Genomic DNA, 16647 nt, shown 5'->3' with positions numbered 1-16647 from the left:
AAGTGGATCTTCAACTAGGATGATCAATCTTACGTATAAAGTGAAAAAGGAAAAGGAGGATACATGATGTCAACGATTAATGTGGCAATTCTTGGGTTCGGAACGGTAGGACAGGGAGTCTGTGAAGCAATCGATACCCATCAGGACAGATTGAAGGAAGTACTAGGTAAAGAGGTGAAGGTAAGGGCGATTCTTATTAAAGATCCCGCAAAAGAGAGGAATATTGACCCATCCATCAACGTCACAACGGATTTCCAAGACATCCTGGATATCCCGAACCTGGATGTGATTTTTGAAGCGATCGTGGGGGAGGAGCCGGGCTATACGTATTTAACCGAAGCCATTGAGAAGGGAGTTCATATCGTCACGGCCAATAAAGCGATGTTTGCCAAACATGGCCCGGGGCTATTGGAAAAAGCGAAAAGGAACGGGGTATCGGTCGGATTTGAAGCGACGACAGCCGGAGGAATACCGGTGATCGGCAGTATCAGGCAGCTTCTGAAGGTGAATGAAATCAGACAAATTCAAGGGATTCTGAATGGGACGTCCAACTTCATCTTATCTCAAATGAGAAAAAGAGGTCTTGCCTTTGATACAGCTTTAAAGATTGCTCAGGAGAAGGGCTATGCTGAAGCCGATCCGACAAATGACATCGAAGGCCATGATGCATTCTATAAATTGCTGATTTTAAGTCAAACAGCCTTTGGCAGACAGCCCGATTGGGAAAATATCCAACGGAAGGGGATCGCACACCTGACTGCAGAGTGGCTCCAGGCTGCGGAATCCTTTCGATTACGTTTCAAGCACGCAGGTTCTCTCCGGCGGGATTCAGTCGGCCATATCATAGGTGAAGTAGAGCCCATCCTGGTTCATGACACCCATCCTTTTTACGGTGTGGAGGATGTAGAAAATGCCATATCTCTAAAGGGTAGTCTTGTAGGAAGGATTACCCTGCTTGGTCCAGGAGCTGGAAAACTGCCTACAGGCAGCGCCATGGTAGAGGATTTTCTGTCGTTGATCGAGAGGAAGTACACTGCCTCTGCCGAAAGCATAGCGAGGACCGGGGAGGTTCAGGTTGAGAGCAGCGGCCAATGGGTTCTGAAAATCCGTGAAGATGCTGATGATCAAAACTGGATCCAATCGTTCACCTTAAAGGATCGTATTCAACTTGGCGATTACTTGTACGTATTTGTTGAAGGCAGGAAAGAGACACTGGACTCGCTTCTTCGGACGCATGATCATATTCAAGCTGTGCCTATAATGGATGAAATTCCATTGGAAAATGAAGTGAAGACTGGAGCTGTCGTTTCTTAGAAGGAATCTTTCATAAATACGGGCTGACAGAAAGTAGGGGTATCATTGAGTATGATTGTTCAGAAGTTTGGTGGAACCTCTCTTGGTTCTACAGATCGAATCAAGCGAATGGTCCTTCATGTCATGAAGGAAAGAGAAAAAGGCCATGATGTTGTCGCAGTCGTATCAGCAATGGATAAAACGACGGATACACTTGTAAGATTGGCAGCGGAACTCTCTGCAAAGCCAAGTAAAAGAGAAATGGATATGCTCTTAAGTACCGGTGAGCAGGTGACGATCGCCCTTTTGACAATGGCTCTGCAGCATAAGGGTCTGGAAGCCGTATCCCTGACAGGCAGACAGGCGGGAATCCAAACCGACGGAGTATTTGGGAATGCCAAGATTATTTCGATCGATACCGGACGGATAAAATCGGAGTTATCAAAAGGACGAATCGTCGTGGTAGCTGGTTTTCAAGGGGTCACGGATAAAGGAGAAGTGGCTACATTAGGCAGGGGCGGTTCGGATACAACTGCAGCTGCCCTTGCTGCCGCATTAAAAGCGGATAGGTGTGATATTTATACGGATGTAGACGGGGTGTATACGTCGGATCCGAGAATCGTTCCCCGGGCAGCAAAAATTGACGCCCTCTCCTATGATGAGATGCTGCGTTTAGCTGCCATGGGAGCCGGTGTCCTGCATCCAAGAGCGATTAAACATGCGAAGGAACATCATGTGCCGCTTGTGGTTTGTTCCAGTTTGAATGAAGGGCGGGGGACCGTCATTAGCGAAAGAGCACAGAGAAATGCCCCTATTGTCGGGATAGCCTACCAGAAAGACATTTCTGTTCTGACAATCTGTGACTGCCAGGGTGGAGAGTCACTGATTCTTTATGATCTCGATTCCCACCATATAGAGACAGAAATCATTAAATACAAGGAAAACCTTATCCTCATAGTTAAAGATCAGGACTTTCAAGAAGTAAAGAGAATCGTTGGACAATATAATCAAGCCTACTCTTATACAGAAGAGAGAGAAAATCTATCAAAGGTGTCCGTAATCGGACGCATCCACTCAACCCATGAGGTAAAAGAGAAGGTCACTAACGTTTTTCATGACTACCATATTGCAAAGGAGTCCATATGGGAATCCCCGACAGGATTAAGCGCGCTGGTTGATCGGTATGATGTAGAAAAGGCAGCCAGGGTCCTTCATATGCACTTTGGTTTGGATTATGTGGAATCAAGGAGAGCTGTTTTGTAAACGGATAGGGAGGTGAACCATTCTGTCTCTCATCACATATCAAATGAAAAGGTGTAGAGGGCAGAAACCCAATACACCTTTTTTACCTAGGGACTGATGGAATGAGTCCTGCTAACTCCTCGATGTCTTTGTTATACATTCGTATACTTTCTCTTGAAACGGCCTTTTCAACTGAGTTGGTCATTCCCGCAACTTTCTATCGATCTACCATAGGGGGCTTATCCGGAACAGGATGAGCTTCTTTTTGTTAAAGTTTTTCTTGAGTAAGCTGTTCGATTTTGAAATAATTGGTATTAAGCCAAAGTGCCGGTTATTTGATTAAGGTCATATTTGTGTGGATATAGTGTATTGACCTTTCGCGGTAGGGGATGGGGGAGTTTAAATGAAACCATTGCAAGGGAAGATTGCTGTTGTTACAGGTGCGTCCCGTGGAGCGGGCAGGGGAATTGCTTTCGAATTAGGCGGTGCAGGAGCAACGGTGTATGTGACAGGTCGGAGTGTAAAGGGAGCAACAACCGATAATCGGCCGGAAACCATTGAGGATACCGCTGCTGGTGTCACTTCACGAGGTGGCAAAGGCATAGCAATACGTTGTGATCATACAAACGAGAATGATGTAAGAAAACTGTTTGAACAAATAGAAAGGGACCACGGTCGGATCGATATTCTAGTCAATAGTGTATTTGGCGGGTCCGAAAGTTCCCTTCCAGTGGGAGAAGGACGACTTTTTTGGCAGCGCCCGCAGGAGCACTGGGATGCGATGATGGTTGCTGGCCCGCAAGCTTACTTGCTGACAGCCCGATATGCAGCACCGCTGATGACAAAGCACCGTAAAGGGTTGATTGTAAACATCACCTTTTTTATAAAGGATCGAATCGCAGGTAATTTATATTACGATTTAGCCATGAATGCTATCAATCGAATGACACTCGGAATGGCAAAGGAATTGAAGGAGTTTAACGTTTCAGCGGTTGCTGTTTGCCCAGGTTGGATGCGTACAGAAAGAGTTATAGATTCAGGTTTTGGACCAGAGGATGGAGCAACGGAAACGACTGCATATGCAGGGCGCGCTGTTGTGGCATTGGCATCAGATTCCCTGGTATCTAAGATTTCCGGTGAAGCGGTTATGGTGGCTGAACTAGCAAGGAAATATGGCTTTACGGATGTTGACGGGACTCAACCTTTGCCGTTTGAAGGATAGCCTGCTTTCTGTACTATCGGGGAAATTGCTGAAGAACACTCGTTTAGTCACTCGGCTTGTCTATCTTCAATTACTGGGATGGGTGCTGGAATAGTTTAATCTACAAAAGTGCCAGTATTATTGAAGAATTCGAACATGACATGCTTAAGGAGGCGTTCGTATCAAATATAGTTTCTATGTACTAATGGTGGCTCTTCTTCTAGCTGGTTGTTTTAATAATGGAGATTCTACTATTTATGAGCAGCTTGAGGTAACCGAATCAGATCCCCCTCCAAAACGTACTGTTTTAAATAGAGAAGAGATGACAAACAAAACCTTGCGATACACTGAAATTAAGATTGATGAGGTTGGGGAAAAAGTAGCTAGGCTATCTGTTGCAGATAGTTTTTCAGGGTTAAATGACCACTTTTCTTCTGGCATAGTCGATGTTATAGATTCTGAAGACAATAAGTACCGTGCGGTTTATATAGGTAACGATAATACCGTAGATTATATAGAGAACAATAACTCAAAGAACGAATATGAAAAAGAAGTATTAGAACTATATGATGCAATGCAAGGGGCTAACGAAAAGATGCCTTACATCGAGTTTACCGTAGTTGAGTGATTTTCATTATTCCACATAAGGGATTGATGAAGGTCAGACAGCTAGTCTCATATTCCATAAACGGAGTTTAATGGAAATTTTTCTGTAATTCAAGTACATTAACCTATCATTAAAGGCAAAGTTTTGCTGTAAATTTCAAACGAAATCAATTGGTATTATCAAGATTACGCTTAATACCAATTAAGATTAGGAGATTTAGTAATGAAATTGACTGAAAAAACATATCAGACCTTATCTCATTACCAACCATATCAAATATAAACATAAGTGAAGATGGCAATAACACAGCATTTGTTAAACATACAGCTGACTGGAAAGACAATACATACAAGGACCACATATGGATCTATGAAAAAAATAAGCGGGAATGTTACTCATTACTAGAGGGTACGTCCCCATTATGGTCTCCAGATTCTAGACAAATTGCATACCTTCGTTCCGTTGGTGAAGGAGATGAGAAGAGAAACCAGATCTTTGTTCAGTCATTAGATGGTAATGGCAGGGTTCAAATCACGAATGAGAAAGAAGGAGTAAGTAAATTCAAGTGGGATCCTGCCGGGAGAGGTTTTTATTATATTGCGCTGTCAAAAGAATCCGGGGAAATCATGAAACGCAAGGAGATCTATGGAGATTTCCAGCATGTAGGAAAGGAATATCGGAATCATCGTTTATATTTTATTGAAATAAAAGATTCTGGTATAAATAACATGGCGCTTCCACTAACTGACGGTAAGGACTTTCATATCCATGAATTTGATATTTCAACTGATGGAAAAAGGGTTGTATTGATGGCTGCACCGAGCCCGAATATGGGAGATTTCATGAATGGAGATCTTTACATATTGGATAATGAAGCTTGCGAGCTGCAAAAGCTGAATATCGATAAGTTGTTGGGAGGGAGTATCTGCATTTCTCCTGACGGCAGCAAACTATGTTACTCAGCAAGCATAAGGGAGAAGGAGTACTATAAAACCCATATACAGGACAGTACGCTGGAGATATGCAATATACATACTAGAGAGCGGATTCAACCATTAACAGATTTTGATAGTTCAGTGATTCCATTACGGTGGACAGACAAAGGAATTTTAATGAGATGGCAAAATAAAACGAATTATCATATCGGGTTGTTATCTGAGAATGGCACGGTGGAAATAGTAAGCGAAAAAGAGGACGGCTTTATACTGGATGCCTCCATAACAAGGGATGGAAATCATCTATCCTATACGAAGGCTGCAGCAAATGAGACCTTTGAAGTCTATTTAGATGATAAAAAGATAACGAATGAAAATGCATACTTCAAAGGAAAGCTTAAAAGTAACAGGGAAATCATCTCATGGCAAAGTCATGATGGTCTTGAAATAGAGGGAATTTTATCAACCCCTTCAGCGTTTGACTCAAATATAAAATATCCCTTATTGGTACTCATTCATGGCGGTCCGGCGTGGGCATCCTTCCCGATCCATTCAGGCTGTTTCAATGAAAAATATCCTGTTGAACAGTTTATCGAAAAGGGCTTTATCGTGTTAGAACCAAACTACAGGGGCAGTTCCGGTTACGGGAATGAATTTTTAAAAGCGAACTATCGAAATCTGGGAATCGGTGACTGCCAGGATGTGATATCCGGGGTGGATGCACTCGTTGACAAGGGGATTGCCGATAAGGACCGGGTAGGGGTTATGGGATGGAGCCAGGGGGGATATATTTCTGCTTTCTGCTCCACTTATAGTGACCGGTTCAAGGCGGTATCAGTCGGCGGCGGGATAACCAATTGGCGTCACCATTATGTCAATACAGATATCCCTTACTTCATCAGGATGCATCTGGGAAATGATCCATGGAATGATCCTGAGATTTATAGCAAAACATCACCCATGACCTATATCAAATCAGCCAGTACGTCGACTTTAATCCAGCATGGCGAAAAGGATGCAAGGGTTCCTATTCCAAACGCATATGAGCTGTATCAAGGATTAAGGGATATGGGAGTGGAGACTGAATTAGTCATATTTAAAGGAATGGCCTATAGTTCTGACCAGCCGGGAATGAATGTGGCTGTTATGAAGCAGAATTTGATGTGGTTTTCGCATTATATTCTTGGAGAAAGCTTGGAAGGTTTCAGGGATTTGTGATTAATAAATGGAGATCGGCATGGATACATAAAGATGAAACAGTCTTCATATGGAGGCTGTTTTTACTTACGGTTAAATAGGGTAAAGGGGGGCAGGATTCCCCGTCACTACGCTGCTATTTCAACTCCGTTAAAGGGCAAATCCAGAAAAAATTTGTCTTGAGTACTCTACATTAATTTGAAATAATTGGTAGTGAGGAATCGGAGGTAAATTCAACAAGAGAATAGCAAAGAATTTTCTATCAAAAAAAAGGGGGAAATGTTGATGTCAAAACCAATCTTAAATCAAATCGGAACTACATTCATTCCTGTGAGTGACATTGAAAGAGCACGCGACTGGTATTGTGACATATTCGATTTACCATCAGATGGTGAGGTATTATTTGGTCACCTGTACATAGTGCCTATGAACGGAACAGGTATCGTATTGGACAGCAAACTATTTTCAGAGGAAACGATATATAAAGCTCCTCCTTTTCATTTAAACACAAATAATATCGAGCAGGCTTTTCACTATATGAAAAGCAAAAATGTAGAAATGACAACAAACATTGAAAATAATCATTGGTTTAACTTTAAAGATCCAGACGGGAATCATTTAATGATTTGTCAATGTTAGCTGTTTGAAGCGTGGGGAAAGATCCCGCGCTTTTTTTATTGAGGGGTAACTGATGGGATGAGGTGAATCTATGAAGAACAGCGACACCAAAAGAAATCCAAGCCCGCTTTCCCAACGTATCGAATTAAAAAAGAACCGTCCCCACTTGTCCTAAAGATTATCAGTACTCATTCTTGGAGCTTTTGGTTCAAGAGCTGCTGCTGCCCTGGCATTATCATTGTGTCGATCATTTTTATTCACATTTTCTAATGGACTGTATTTTTCTATATCTTTGGACGTTTTCTTCTGGTCAGCCACCATATCACCTCCTGCCGATAGTATGCTCGATTTTCACTTTATATATAGAGAGAAATTTATTAGAGAGCTGTGTTGAGGCGGATGGGGAAGGAATACGTATTTGGAGAAAATGCATCCGATGCATCCAGTCATTTGAGAATTCTGCTTAAGAAATAAGGAATTAATTATGCGTTATTGGAGATTCTTCTTAATAACAAGAAATGAGGAGTGGACTTATGGAGTTAGATGGCAGTAAATTAAAAGACAGGACCCTTCATGCAATGCATAAGTTAAAAGACAATCTTAAGGAGACCTTCTATTCGATCACTGATATTCCTTCTTCATCGCCACAGGAATTGGCGGAGTTCATCCAGCAGCATCCCGACACACAAGTAATCAAAAAGCATTACCTCGGCAATACCTATACCTTCTCCAGACTGAATTTGATAGACTCTCATCTCTACTTGGAAACCAGGGCTGACCGGATTTTACAACTGGATGGATATTCAAATGGGAAGAAATTCGTTTCCTATAGATCCTATCGGGATATGCAAGATCTACACTCACCAGTGAAATTGAGGTAAACATAGGGAATTTGGAACGGGGTTTAAAACTCAGGGGAAATTTTCTCTGGGTTTTTTGAATTTTAGTTTAGGTGTAACGTTTAATATAGTGACAAGGTCGGAATGAGATCATTTATGGGAGAAGTTAAAACAATTTCATGCAGCTTATTCTTTGTAAAGGAAACTGATTTTTTACTTTTTATGGTAGTATAAACCAAGGATGTATTATCAACAGTCAGGCTGGAGGTATCCATGTGATCCAAACAGGAACTCTACATATTCTTAATGGAACAGAAATGTATAAGCACTTCAAAGAAACACAGTTTCTCGAACCCGAATGGATGATTCCTTTTAACGAGGCCATGTGTTATGGAGAAACATGCGAAGATTTGTTTTCCGATGAGTTTATCGACATACGTGCGGGGGTTCATCAGGTAACACCGGCTCAATATGCTGAAATTACCATGAATCCATTGCAGCCCCTCTTCAAAGAAGATATTGAACGTATTGCCCTATGGTTTGATGAGGATATGTTTTGTCAAATGAATCTCCTGACCATACTCGCCTGGTTAGACCAAACAGAATGTATAGGGTCAATAGATCTCCACCTTGTCGATGATCAGTTCAAGCCTGTACGTTCCCACAGCCTGGAGGCAAAAGGATATTCCCGCCTTTACAAACAAGTAATGATCCATAAAACGTTGCCTGAGGTAGTTGAGCCCACTTCTTTATACAAGGGAATCCACCTTTATTTGAATTATCTTAAGAAGGATAGTGATCTTATGTTGTATATTCAGAAGCATGGGGACCTTCCGGCAAAAAATCTAGTGTCTCTACTTATCGAGAATTTCAGGGAATACGGCTTGGGAGATACACAGTATGTTGAAATGATCAGATCTTATCGCCAAAATCGGGGGAAGGGGTAGTACGGAGGCGTTATCCTCTTTCCACTGTCGCCTTTTAAAAAAATAACCACTAGAGCATGAACCCTCACCCGCCAGCTGCTGAGAAAGAAGGAAATAGTGTGATCAATATGGAACAAGTAACAGAACGCTAATTACTCACGGTTAGGGAGAGGGACATATGTCTGAAGGAATCGGTTCTATTCAGGAAGTGCTTGAGACTTACAAACAGGCTGTTAATAAGAGGGATAGTGAGACATTTCTATCTGTGTATTCAGCTGACGTCCATACTTATGATTGCTGGGGGAGTTGGGAACGCAAGGGAAAAGATGCTTGGAAAGAAAACGTTTTGGGCTGGTTTAACGGTTTAAAAGAAGATGGGGAAGTACTTAAAGTGGATATTCATGAAGTAGTGATTGAAGAAAATATGAATCTCGCATTTGTTCATTGTTCTGTTACGTTTGCCGCTTATAAAGAAGGATCGGAAGAGAAGCTTCGTCAGATGACCAATCGATTTACATTTGGCATGAAAAGAGTAAACGAAGCCTGGCTGATTACGCACGAACATTCCTCTTTACCGATTAATATGCAGGATGGAAAGGGCATGTTTGACTTGAGGTAAGACTTAGTGAAAGTTGTAATGTTATAATTCTTAGCGAAAAAGGGCCACATCCATTTGGGTTTTAGGCTCTTATTTTTATGATATGAAGATCAATATTGCTCAAAATCCTGTTATTTGAAATAATTGGAATGAAGTGAATAGAGTATAAAATACATAGAAACTTTAAGTCGAGAGGATGAAGAGAGTGGCTAAGAAGAAAAATGAAACCCTTGAATGGATTAAATCTTTGGCTGTTGCGTTAGTCATCGTATTTATTGTTCGAACCTTCTTATTTACCCCTATTATGGTTGACGGAGCTTCAATGAATACCACCTTACATGACCATGATCGAATGATCGTCTCAAAGATAGGAGAACCGGAGAGATTTGATATTGTTGTTTTTCACGCAAATGAAAAACAGGATTATATTAAACGCGTGATCGGTTTGCCCGGGGATAAAATCGAGTACAAAGACGACACCTTATATGTGAATGGAAAAGCGTATAAGGAGCCATACCTGAATAAGCAAAAAGAAAATATAAACGGTGACTTAACGAGGTCATTTAAATTAGAGGATACGGCTGTCGGGCAGGCCACTGTACCGGAGGGTCATTTATTCGTTATGGGGGATAACAGAAGGAACAGCACTGACAGCAGGATAATAGGAGCCATTCCTATCGATGAAATCGTAGGGACTACGAATGTTGTTTTTTATCCATTAAAAGATATGAGGATTATTAAAAATGACTAATTTTAGGAAATAGAAGCTTAATACTGCAGGAGGGATATATTGAAGAATAATGAAGCGACATCAAAGAATTCCAAAAGGGCCATCTTTCTATTAAGAAATATAGTTCTTGTTGGATTAGTCATGATAGCTGCACTATTTTTCTTTGATGAAAATGCTGAAAATGACCGTATTGGTTGGGTTTTGTTGGTTCTTTTTTGGACGTTGAAAAGTTTATATGATTTTGTTGAAGAAAGAAGTAACGGTAATAAGAAGTCAGCAATTGTAAACTTCTTTATTGTAACTGTTGGTTTTTGTTTATTTGTTTGGCAAACTATAAGCTTTTTCCCTTTATAGATACAGAAGGAGCTTCACTGATAGCAGGATGATGGGAGCCATTCCAAATGATGAGATCGAAGCGACTATTTATTATTAATGAATTGTCCAAAGTCAGAGGGAAGACATTGACCGAACCCAAAGGATTATTGATGAGTGGTTATTCAAAGATGAAATGAATCGTCGTGGTCAAATTAGAACGATTAAACGCAAGCTGTTAAAAAATAAATAATTTTTCTTTATTCCTTTAAAAGAGGTGAAATCAAGTGGAAATCAGACTTGCTGAATCAAAAGATATAAAACAGTTAATTAAAATGAGATGGGATAATACCCTTGAGTTTGATGAGAATAAAAAAGACGAGTCCTATGAAAAATTTGAAATTGAATGTCAAACATTTTTAGAGAATGCCTTACAAAGCAGGCAATGGTTTATTTGGATTGCGGAGGAGGAGAATAAAATTGTTTCACATATATACATAGAGTTGATACAAAAGGTACCAAGACCTGGTAGAATCACTCATCCATTTGCATATATGACCAATGTGTATACCACTCCGGAATATAGAAATGAAGGCGTTGGCAGCAAACTATTGAGTTCAATAAATAAATGGATCAAAGAGAATAAATTTGAGTTTGTAATTGTTTGGCCGAGTGATGAATCTAAAAATTATTATAAGAAAAATGGTTATGTTGATTGTGTGGATCCAATGGAATACTTGCCTTCTTGAACCGGCGGGAGGCATTTCAAAAGGAAGATGAGATGATCAGGAGTCTAATGATGGCAAGAGGAATGTGAGGAAGGGTCGGATTTTTTATCGATCCTGTTAAAGGTTTTTTCATTTTAGCTTGTTCCAGCGGTTGATTGGAGTGCAAGACGCAGACTCCTGCGGGAAAAGCGAGACAGGTGAGACTTGTCCAGCTCCAGCGGCTTATGCTTGTCGCCTCTGGACGAGCCGCTTCCACATTTCATGCTGCAAGGAGGCTCACCGGCCGCCCGCGGAAAGCGGAGTCTTGGACGGAAATCAAAAGCGGTGTTTAGCACCTCCGCAATAATTATTTCGGATAAGCACAATGTTTAATAGAATCAGTAGGATCCGAGGTTAGCATATATCCTCTTTTTTAAGAAATCTATTTTCTTGATATCTTTATTATTATTGTTGTCTGCTCGATAACTATCCTTGGAGGAAGATTCGTAAACACGTAAATATTGCTTTGGATTTAGTAAATAATACTTGATCTCCTCCAACTTATGGACTTCTAAATCCTCTAATTGTACTCCTGCGAAACTTGGTAATGTATCAATAATCCCAAACTCAACTGATAATCCCTCTTTTGAGAACTCATGTTCATGCAAATCAATCAACCTATAACCCATTGAATTCATCATGGTCACGATATCCGCCCAGTTGTGTATATTTAATTCCGGTGGCACTTCCCAACCCCTTTTATCACCAGGTACATGAATATCTAAGTCTTGTGCATCCCAACTCTTACCTGTAACGACTTCTAAACCAACCGACCCCATTAACAATGGAATAATCTCAATATCATTTAGTTTTTTTGCAATTCTAGTAAATTCATTAAACTTGTGGTTTTCCATATGTCCCTCCATTTTTCTTGGAATTACCGTGTTTTTTCGTTAAACACGCTCTTTAGTTGTATAACGTTATTTAACTTATTTTACCATAAAAGCATCAAAGGACCTTTAATGTGCACAATTAGTCGCGCCATTTTCTATCCCAAAGCTGAACTGCTTAATTTCTAGTAGCTTTAGCTATTCTTTTCTTATAGTAATAAAGCAAACCGTTGACATTGATAATCATTATCAATTAAGATATATTTATACATAGTAAGAGGAGTGGAGCGTAATTGACGATTAGTAACTGGAAGGATGACCTGCAGTCATTTGTAGATGAAGTGATATCCAAGGTATATCAGCTTCCTGGTAAAGAGCGGACAATGCTGTCTGTTTTAAGTGCTATTTCCGATTTGCAATCTACTTTAAATCGGAAAGAATTTCCTTCCAATGGATGCTATTACATATCCCTGGCACAAATCATTGATCATTTAATGCAAAACATAGATAAGAAGGAAGCAGCGCACCAGAGCGAGTGGGTCTGCACATTCTGGGAAATGTATGATGAGCAGATTCATCAACATGTTTCAGTGGAATACTTGATCGTGAGACAGGACCCTGTACAATTCAGCGTCCGTAAATATGTGGTCTATCCGATGGAACAGCAAATTCACACGTTCATACAATCTGTCGTAAAATGGGCCAGGCACACATTTGATAAAGTGCCGGATTATATTGAAACGGTAGATCTGACAACTGGAAACAAGCAGCTGTACCGGCTGGATCAAGCATAACGTATTGGTGAGGTGTTTCGGCGAAATACCATCTTCTAAATATAACTGGTGCATAAACTGAAGGAATCCTGGCTATTTTATAAAAGAGTTGAAGAAACTGGGAAAAAAGTGTTTCAGTTAGTCTAAATAAACCCCGAACTAATTTGAATTCAAGGATTCAAGTAAGTTCGGGGTTTTTATTAATCGTTTTATTCAAATGTTCATTTAGTTTTTAGCTTGTTCCAGCGGAAATCATTAGCGGTATTTAAAGTCAACGCTGTCCCAGCCTCATTCTATTGTGTTCTTCTTGATGGCCTCCTCTTTAAAAATAGGCTTTTGTATCAGTAACAATACCCAGCAAAATGACATAAATTGTTTGGGAGTGTTCCATTTATAGTGAATGTACCTATTTACAGAATTTTTTTCTGGGTAGCACAATTTTCTTGTTCTTTTGATGGGAGCCAATGGGTAATTTATTTGGGAGGTAAAGATAAAGATGAATAATTTTCATAATGAACTTCAACATCTGAATGTAGGTGATTTCCAGGCAACACAGCCTGTATCCTGGGATCAAAATATGTATGATCCACATGACGAACGGCTCTTCCTTGGATTTGGAAGCTGTTTTGGCTTAGGATTCTCCTGCTTCTTTAGCTGTTTTGGCTGCGGTGGATGCTTCCGTTGCGGAGGCTGCGGCAGGTGCGGAGGCTGCGGCCGATGCGGAGGTGGCGGGCGCTGCGGTAGATGCGGGCGCTGCGGCCGTTAAACAGATCTTAGAATATAGTGTTCGTAAGGATCCCTGTATGAATCAGTGCAGGGGTCTTTATTTATATAAGAAATATAGCTGATTTAGAAATGGCCAGCTCCAGCACCTGGTTCCTCGAGACGTTCCGGTCCACCCAATGAAGTCAAAGCGACTTCACCTAAAGCCTTTGCCGGGGCTGAACAAGGCGCTTGCGCTTTTCTTTATACATAAGGGACAAATTGAGATTCATATGATGGTAATGACGCTCACTAAACAATTTGAAAGCAGCGGGGTAAGGAGGAGCGATATGGAAAAATTGGACCCTTCTATGCGCTTGAAAGTAAAGAGGGATACGTTTTACCTCCCTGAACCAAACGGCGGTGTTTATTTCAGGAATAACCAGTGCTCTTTCCGGATGGAAGGAAACGGGATTGACCAATGGGTTGAAAAGCTGCTGCCGATGTTCAATGGGGAGTACTCGCTTGAGTATTTGACGAACGGACTGCCTGGTCCTTATAAAAACAGGATAATGGAAATTGCAGAGGTGATGCATGGGAATGGATTTGTCCGGGATGTAAGCAGGGACCTGCCGCACCAGCTGCCTGAACATGCCGTGAAAAAATTCGCCTCACAAATCGAATTTGTCGATAGTCTGGCAGATTCGGGAGCTTCAAGGTTTGAAACCTACCGCGGGGCCAATGTCCTGGCAGTTGGATCCGGTCCTTTTCTGACTTCATTGGTTTCATCTCTGATCGAATCTGGAATGGCAAAGCTGCAGGTGCTCATGACCGATGAGGTGCCTGCCAATAGAAGCCGGCTGATGGAGCTTGTGGAGCATGCCCGTCAAACAGATCCGGAGGTAGAGCTCATGGAAGTCGGGTTCAGTGAAAACGGATGGCGGGAGACTCTGCAGCCGTTCGATTCGATTTTATATGTGACTCAAAAAGAAAACCTTGAGGAATTGGAGCTCCTTCATGCCATTTGCAGGACAGATAAGAAGCTGTTTGTTCCGGCAATTTGCCACAAGCAGAAAGGAATCGCCGGGCCGATCATCCATCCCGATTCCGAGGCTGGCTGGGATTCTGCATGGAGGCGCATCCACACTCCTGCATTAACAAAAGAAAACCAGTTCCCTGCTGAGTCGGCCATCCCTGGAGCGATGCTTGCGAACATGATTGTCTTTGAATTATTTAAAGAGACAACAGGAGTGAGCAAATCGAATCAGAGAAATCGAATCTTCCTGCTCGATACAGAAACGCTTGTAGGAAGCTGGCATTCATTTCTACCACATCCGCTGGAGACGGGAAAGGCAGCCGCTGAAGCTGTTCAGAGTCTGGAGATGCGGCTGGAAGAGGTGTCAGAAAGAGTTGATAGAGAAAAAATGCTGTATTTCTTCAGTCTGCTGACGTCTGAAGAGACTGGGGTTTTTCATGTATGGGAGGAAAGTAATACGAAACAGCTGCCACTGGCTCAATGCCGTGTCCAGCCGGTCGACGTCCTGTCTGAGGGTCCTGCAGAACTGCTGGATGAGGTGATCTGCAGTGGCTTGACCCATGAAGAAGCTCGACGCGAAGCCGGTTTACAAGGAATAGAGGCATACGCTTTAAGACTGGGCAGTTTGATTGTACCTCAGGGGACAGATGAATTTATGGCCACCTGCACAGGTGCGACATTTGCAGAATGCGTTGGACGCGGTCTTCAGAAGTGTTTGACTGATGGTCTGAGAAAAAGAGAATCTGTTCAAGAAAGTACCATTTCCCGTCTTGAGTTAGATGCTGTTGAGGATGAAAAATGCCGTTTTTATATAAAGGCACTGACTACGATGCAAGGAGAGCCGGAAATCGGATTCGGTGAGGATGTGGCCGGATTTCCTGTCGTCTATGTCCGCGGAGGGAATGGCTGGTATGGAAATACCGGTTTAACTCCCACCATGGCGCTGAGGAACTCTCTGCAGCATGCACTTTTTCAAGCTCAGAATGGTACGGATGCTTTCGATGCAAAACCTGTTGCCGATGTGTTAGAGGAAGGGAGTGCAGAGAGAATAGCCATTCCAGCCAATGAAGACAGGATCCAGCCTGGAAACGTGAAAGAAGCAATCGAAACGTTGAAATGGAATCAAAAGCAGTTAGTGGTTTATGAACTGGATATTGAACCCGTCTTTAAACAGGAGCTGGAAGGCGTGTTCTGTGTGCTGCTGCGAGAGGAGGAAATGCAATGAGTTCTTTCGTAGTGATTGTAGGGGAGGGGAAGCTTTCGGACCTTGTATGTGCGCAAATTTCAGCCCGGTACCCCGTTTTTCGACAGAGCAGCTTTGAAAAAAGATTCCCTCAGAGTACAGATTTGGTACTGGCATTGGATGATACCTGGAATCCGGCTGTTCATCAACAGGCAGAAGAAGTGATGAGGGGGGCTCAGGTTCCATGGCTTAGGGGCTTCGTTTCGTTTGGCGAGGGGATCATCGGGCCGCTGGTTCGTCCAAACACACCAGGATGCTCGCAATGTGCTGATCTGCGGCGTCTCCTTGGAGGAAAGGAACGAAATGAGATGCGGGATCTACAGGGGAAACTCGCTGAAGACGGTGGAGTCATGATCGATCCATGGGCTTCGAATACGGGTTATATGCACATGGCTCACGTCATCGCAGCAGAAGCCGGCAGGTACCTTGAAGGTGAAAAGGCACATTCAGAGGGGCGGATATGTTTAACCGACTTGAAAACATTGAATAGCTCCTGGCACGCCTTCGTTCCCGATTCGTTATGCCGGATTTGCAGCCGGATTCCGGACGATTCTCCGGAATTAGCCCGAATTTCCCTTCAGCCCAGCCCGAAAATCGATAGGGGCAGCTTCCGCTGTACGCCCCTGGATGAGCTGAAGAAAGTTCTTGTAAAAGACTATCTGGATAATCGGACCGGACTTTTTAACTCTAAGATGTATGACCTGGTGACGCCGTTCGCGGATGCGAGTGTGAATATGCCGATGTTCTCCGGGGATGAAGGGACGGCCGGACGGACACAGGTCTACTCAGACAGCGAGC

The 16647-nt window shown here is 42.3% G+C and carries 18 protein-coding genes; 16 read left to right on the top strand and 2 right to left on the bottom strand.

The genetic code is table 11. The features are described from left to right. The first annotated feature begins 63 nt into the window (after nt 1–63). The 6 genes from HP456_RS09330 (at nt 64) to HP456_RS09305 (ending at nt 7114) form a co-directional block, all read left to right on the top strand. The gene (locus HP456_RS09330; RefSeq protein WP_246288909.1) at nt 64–1314 is read left to right on the top strand and encodes a homoserine dehydrogenase; all 1251 of its coding nucleotides are present in this window, start codon (nt 64–66) and stop codon (nt 1312–1314) included. A gap of 45 nt (nt 1315–1359) precedes the next feature. Then, nucleotides 1360–2556 carry an aspartate kinase gene (locus HP456_RS09325; protein ID WP_172250321.1) on the top strand — a complete coding sequence of 399 codons (1197 nt, stop codon included), beginning with the start codon at nt 1360–1362 and terminating at the stop codon, nt 2554–2556. Between the two features lie 382 nt (nt 2557–2938). Beyond that, complete coding sequence (locus tag HP456_RS09320) at nt 2939–3757, top strand: SDR family NAD(P)-dependent oxidoreductase (RefSeq protein ID WP_172250319.1); 819 nt, start codon at nt 2939–2941, stop codon at nt 3755–3757. 184 nt (nt 3758–3941) lie between these two features. Then, on the top strand, nt 3942–4364 hold the full coding sequence (locus HP456_RS09315; RefSeq protein WP_216663225.1) for a hypothetical protein: 423 nt from the start codon (nt 3942–3944) through the stop codon (nt 4362–4364). Between the two features lie 221 nt (nt 4365–4585). Continuing rightward, nucleotides 4586–6496 carry a S9 family peptidase gene (locus tag HP456_RS09310; protein WP_172250323.1) on the top strand — a complete coding sequence of 637 codons (1911 nt, stop codon included), beginning with the start codon at nt 4586–4588 and terminating at the stop codon, nt 6494–6496. A 264-nt stretch (nt 6497–6760) separates the two neighbouring features. Then, on the top strand, nt 6761–7114 hold the full coding sequence (locus HP456_RS09305; protein WP_172250315.1) for a VOC family protein: 354 nt from the start codon (nt 6761–6763) through the stop codon (nt 7112–7114). Between the two features lie 150 nt (nt 7115–7264). Here HP456_RS09305 and HP456_RS09300 read toward each other — a convergent pair whose 3' ends face one another. Next, nucleotides 7265–7414, bottom strand: a complete 150-nt coding sequence (locus tag HP456_RS09300; protein ID WP_172250313.1) for a hypothetical protein — start codon at nt 7412–7414, stop codon at nt 7265–7267. 212 nt (nt 7415–7626) lie between these two features. On the opposite strand from HP456_RS09300, the gene HP456_RS09295 reads away from it, so the two are divergent. From HP456_RS09295 to HP456_RS09270, 6 genes are all read left to right on the top strand, one after another. Then, entirely contained in the window at nt 7627–7974 is a 348-nt protein-coding gene (locus tag HP456_RS09295) for a hypothetical protein (protein WP_172250311.1), read from the top strand. Between the two features lie 233 nt (nt 7975–8207). Next, complete coding sequence (locus HP456_RS09290) at nt 8208–8879, top strand: AraC family transcriptional regulator (protein WP_172250309.1); 672 nt, start codon at nt 8208–8210, stop codon at nt 8877–8879. Between the two features lie 157 nt (nt 8880–9036). Continuing rightward, nucleotides 9037–9477: a YybH family protein gene (locus HP456_RS09285; RefSeq protein ID WP_172250307.1), complete on the top strand. Its 441-nt coding sequence runs from the start codon at nt 9037–9039 to the stop codon at nt 9475–9477. Nucleotides 9478–9661: 184 nt separating this feature from the next. Continuing rightward, nucleotides 9662–10207: a signal peptidase I gene (gene lepB, locus HP456_RS09280; RefSeq protein WP_312857747.1), complete on the top strand. Its 546-nt coding sequence runs from the start codon at nt 9662–9664 to the stop codon at nt 10205–10207. A gap of 39 nt (nt 10208–10246) precedes the next feature. Continuing rightward, on the top strand, nt 10247–10540 hold the full coding sequence (locus HP456_RS09275; protein WP_172250303.1) for a hypothetical protein: 294 nt from the start codon (nt 10247–10249) through the stop codon (nt 10538–10540). 245 nt (nt 10541–10785) lie between these two features. Further along, entirely contained in the window at nt 10786–11247 is a 462-nt protein-coding gene (locus tag HP456_RS09270; protein WP_172250301.1) for a GNAT family N-acetyltransferase, read from the top strand. A 356-nt stretch (nt 11248–11603) separates the two neighbouring features. Here the strand turns inward: HP456_RS09270 and HP456_RS09265 are convergent, their stop codons facing one another. Further along, nucleotides 11604–12119: a phosphoribosylanthranilate isomerase gene (locus tag HP456_RS09265; protein WP_172250299.1), complete on the bottom strand. Its 516-nt coding sequence runs from the start codon at nt 12117–12119 to the stop codon at nt 11604–11606. Between the two features lie 269 nt (nt 12120–12388). Between HP456_RS09265 and HP456_RS09260 the strand changes: the two genes are divergently transcribed. From HP456_RS09260 to HP456_RS09245, 4 genes are all read left to right on the top strand, one after another. Then, nucleotides 12389–12889, top strand: coding sequence for a hypothetical protein (locus tag HP456_RS09260; protein ID WP_172250297.1), 501 nt, complete (start codon nt 12389–12391; stop codon nt 12887–12889). A gap of 475 nt (nt 12890–13364) precedes the next feature. Then, entirely contained in the window at nt 13365–13634 is a 270-nt protein-coding gene (locus HP456_RS09255; RefSeq protein WP_172250295.1) for a heterocycloanthracin/sonorensin family bacteriocin, read from the top strand. Nucleotides 13635–13920: 286 nt separating this feature from the next. Then, a complete protein-coding gene (locus HP456_RS09250; RefSeq protein ID WP_172250293.1) occupies nt 13921–15831 on the top strand; it encodes a putative thiazole-containing bacteriocin maturation protein in 1911 nt (636 codons plus the stop codon). Next, nucleotides 15828–16647: TOMM precursor leader peptide-binding protein (locus tag HP456_RS09245; protein WP_172250291.1), on the top strand; the 820-nt coding region annotated here is incomplete at its 3' end. The genes HP456_RS09250 and HP456_RS09245, both read left to right, overlap by 4 nt.

The sequence above is a fragment of the Bacillus haikouensis genome (assembly GCF_013179555.1).
GTDB lineage: Bacteria > Bacillota > Bacilli > Bacillales > Bacillaceae_B > Rossellomorea > Rossellomorea haikouensis_A.
This window is presented reverse-complemented; position numbering and strand designations above follow the sequence as displayed.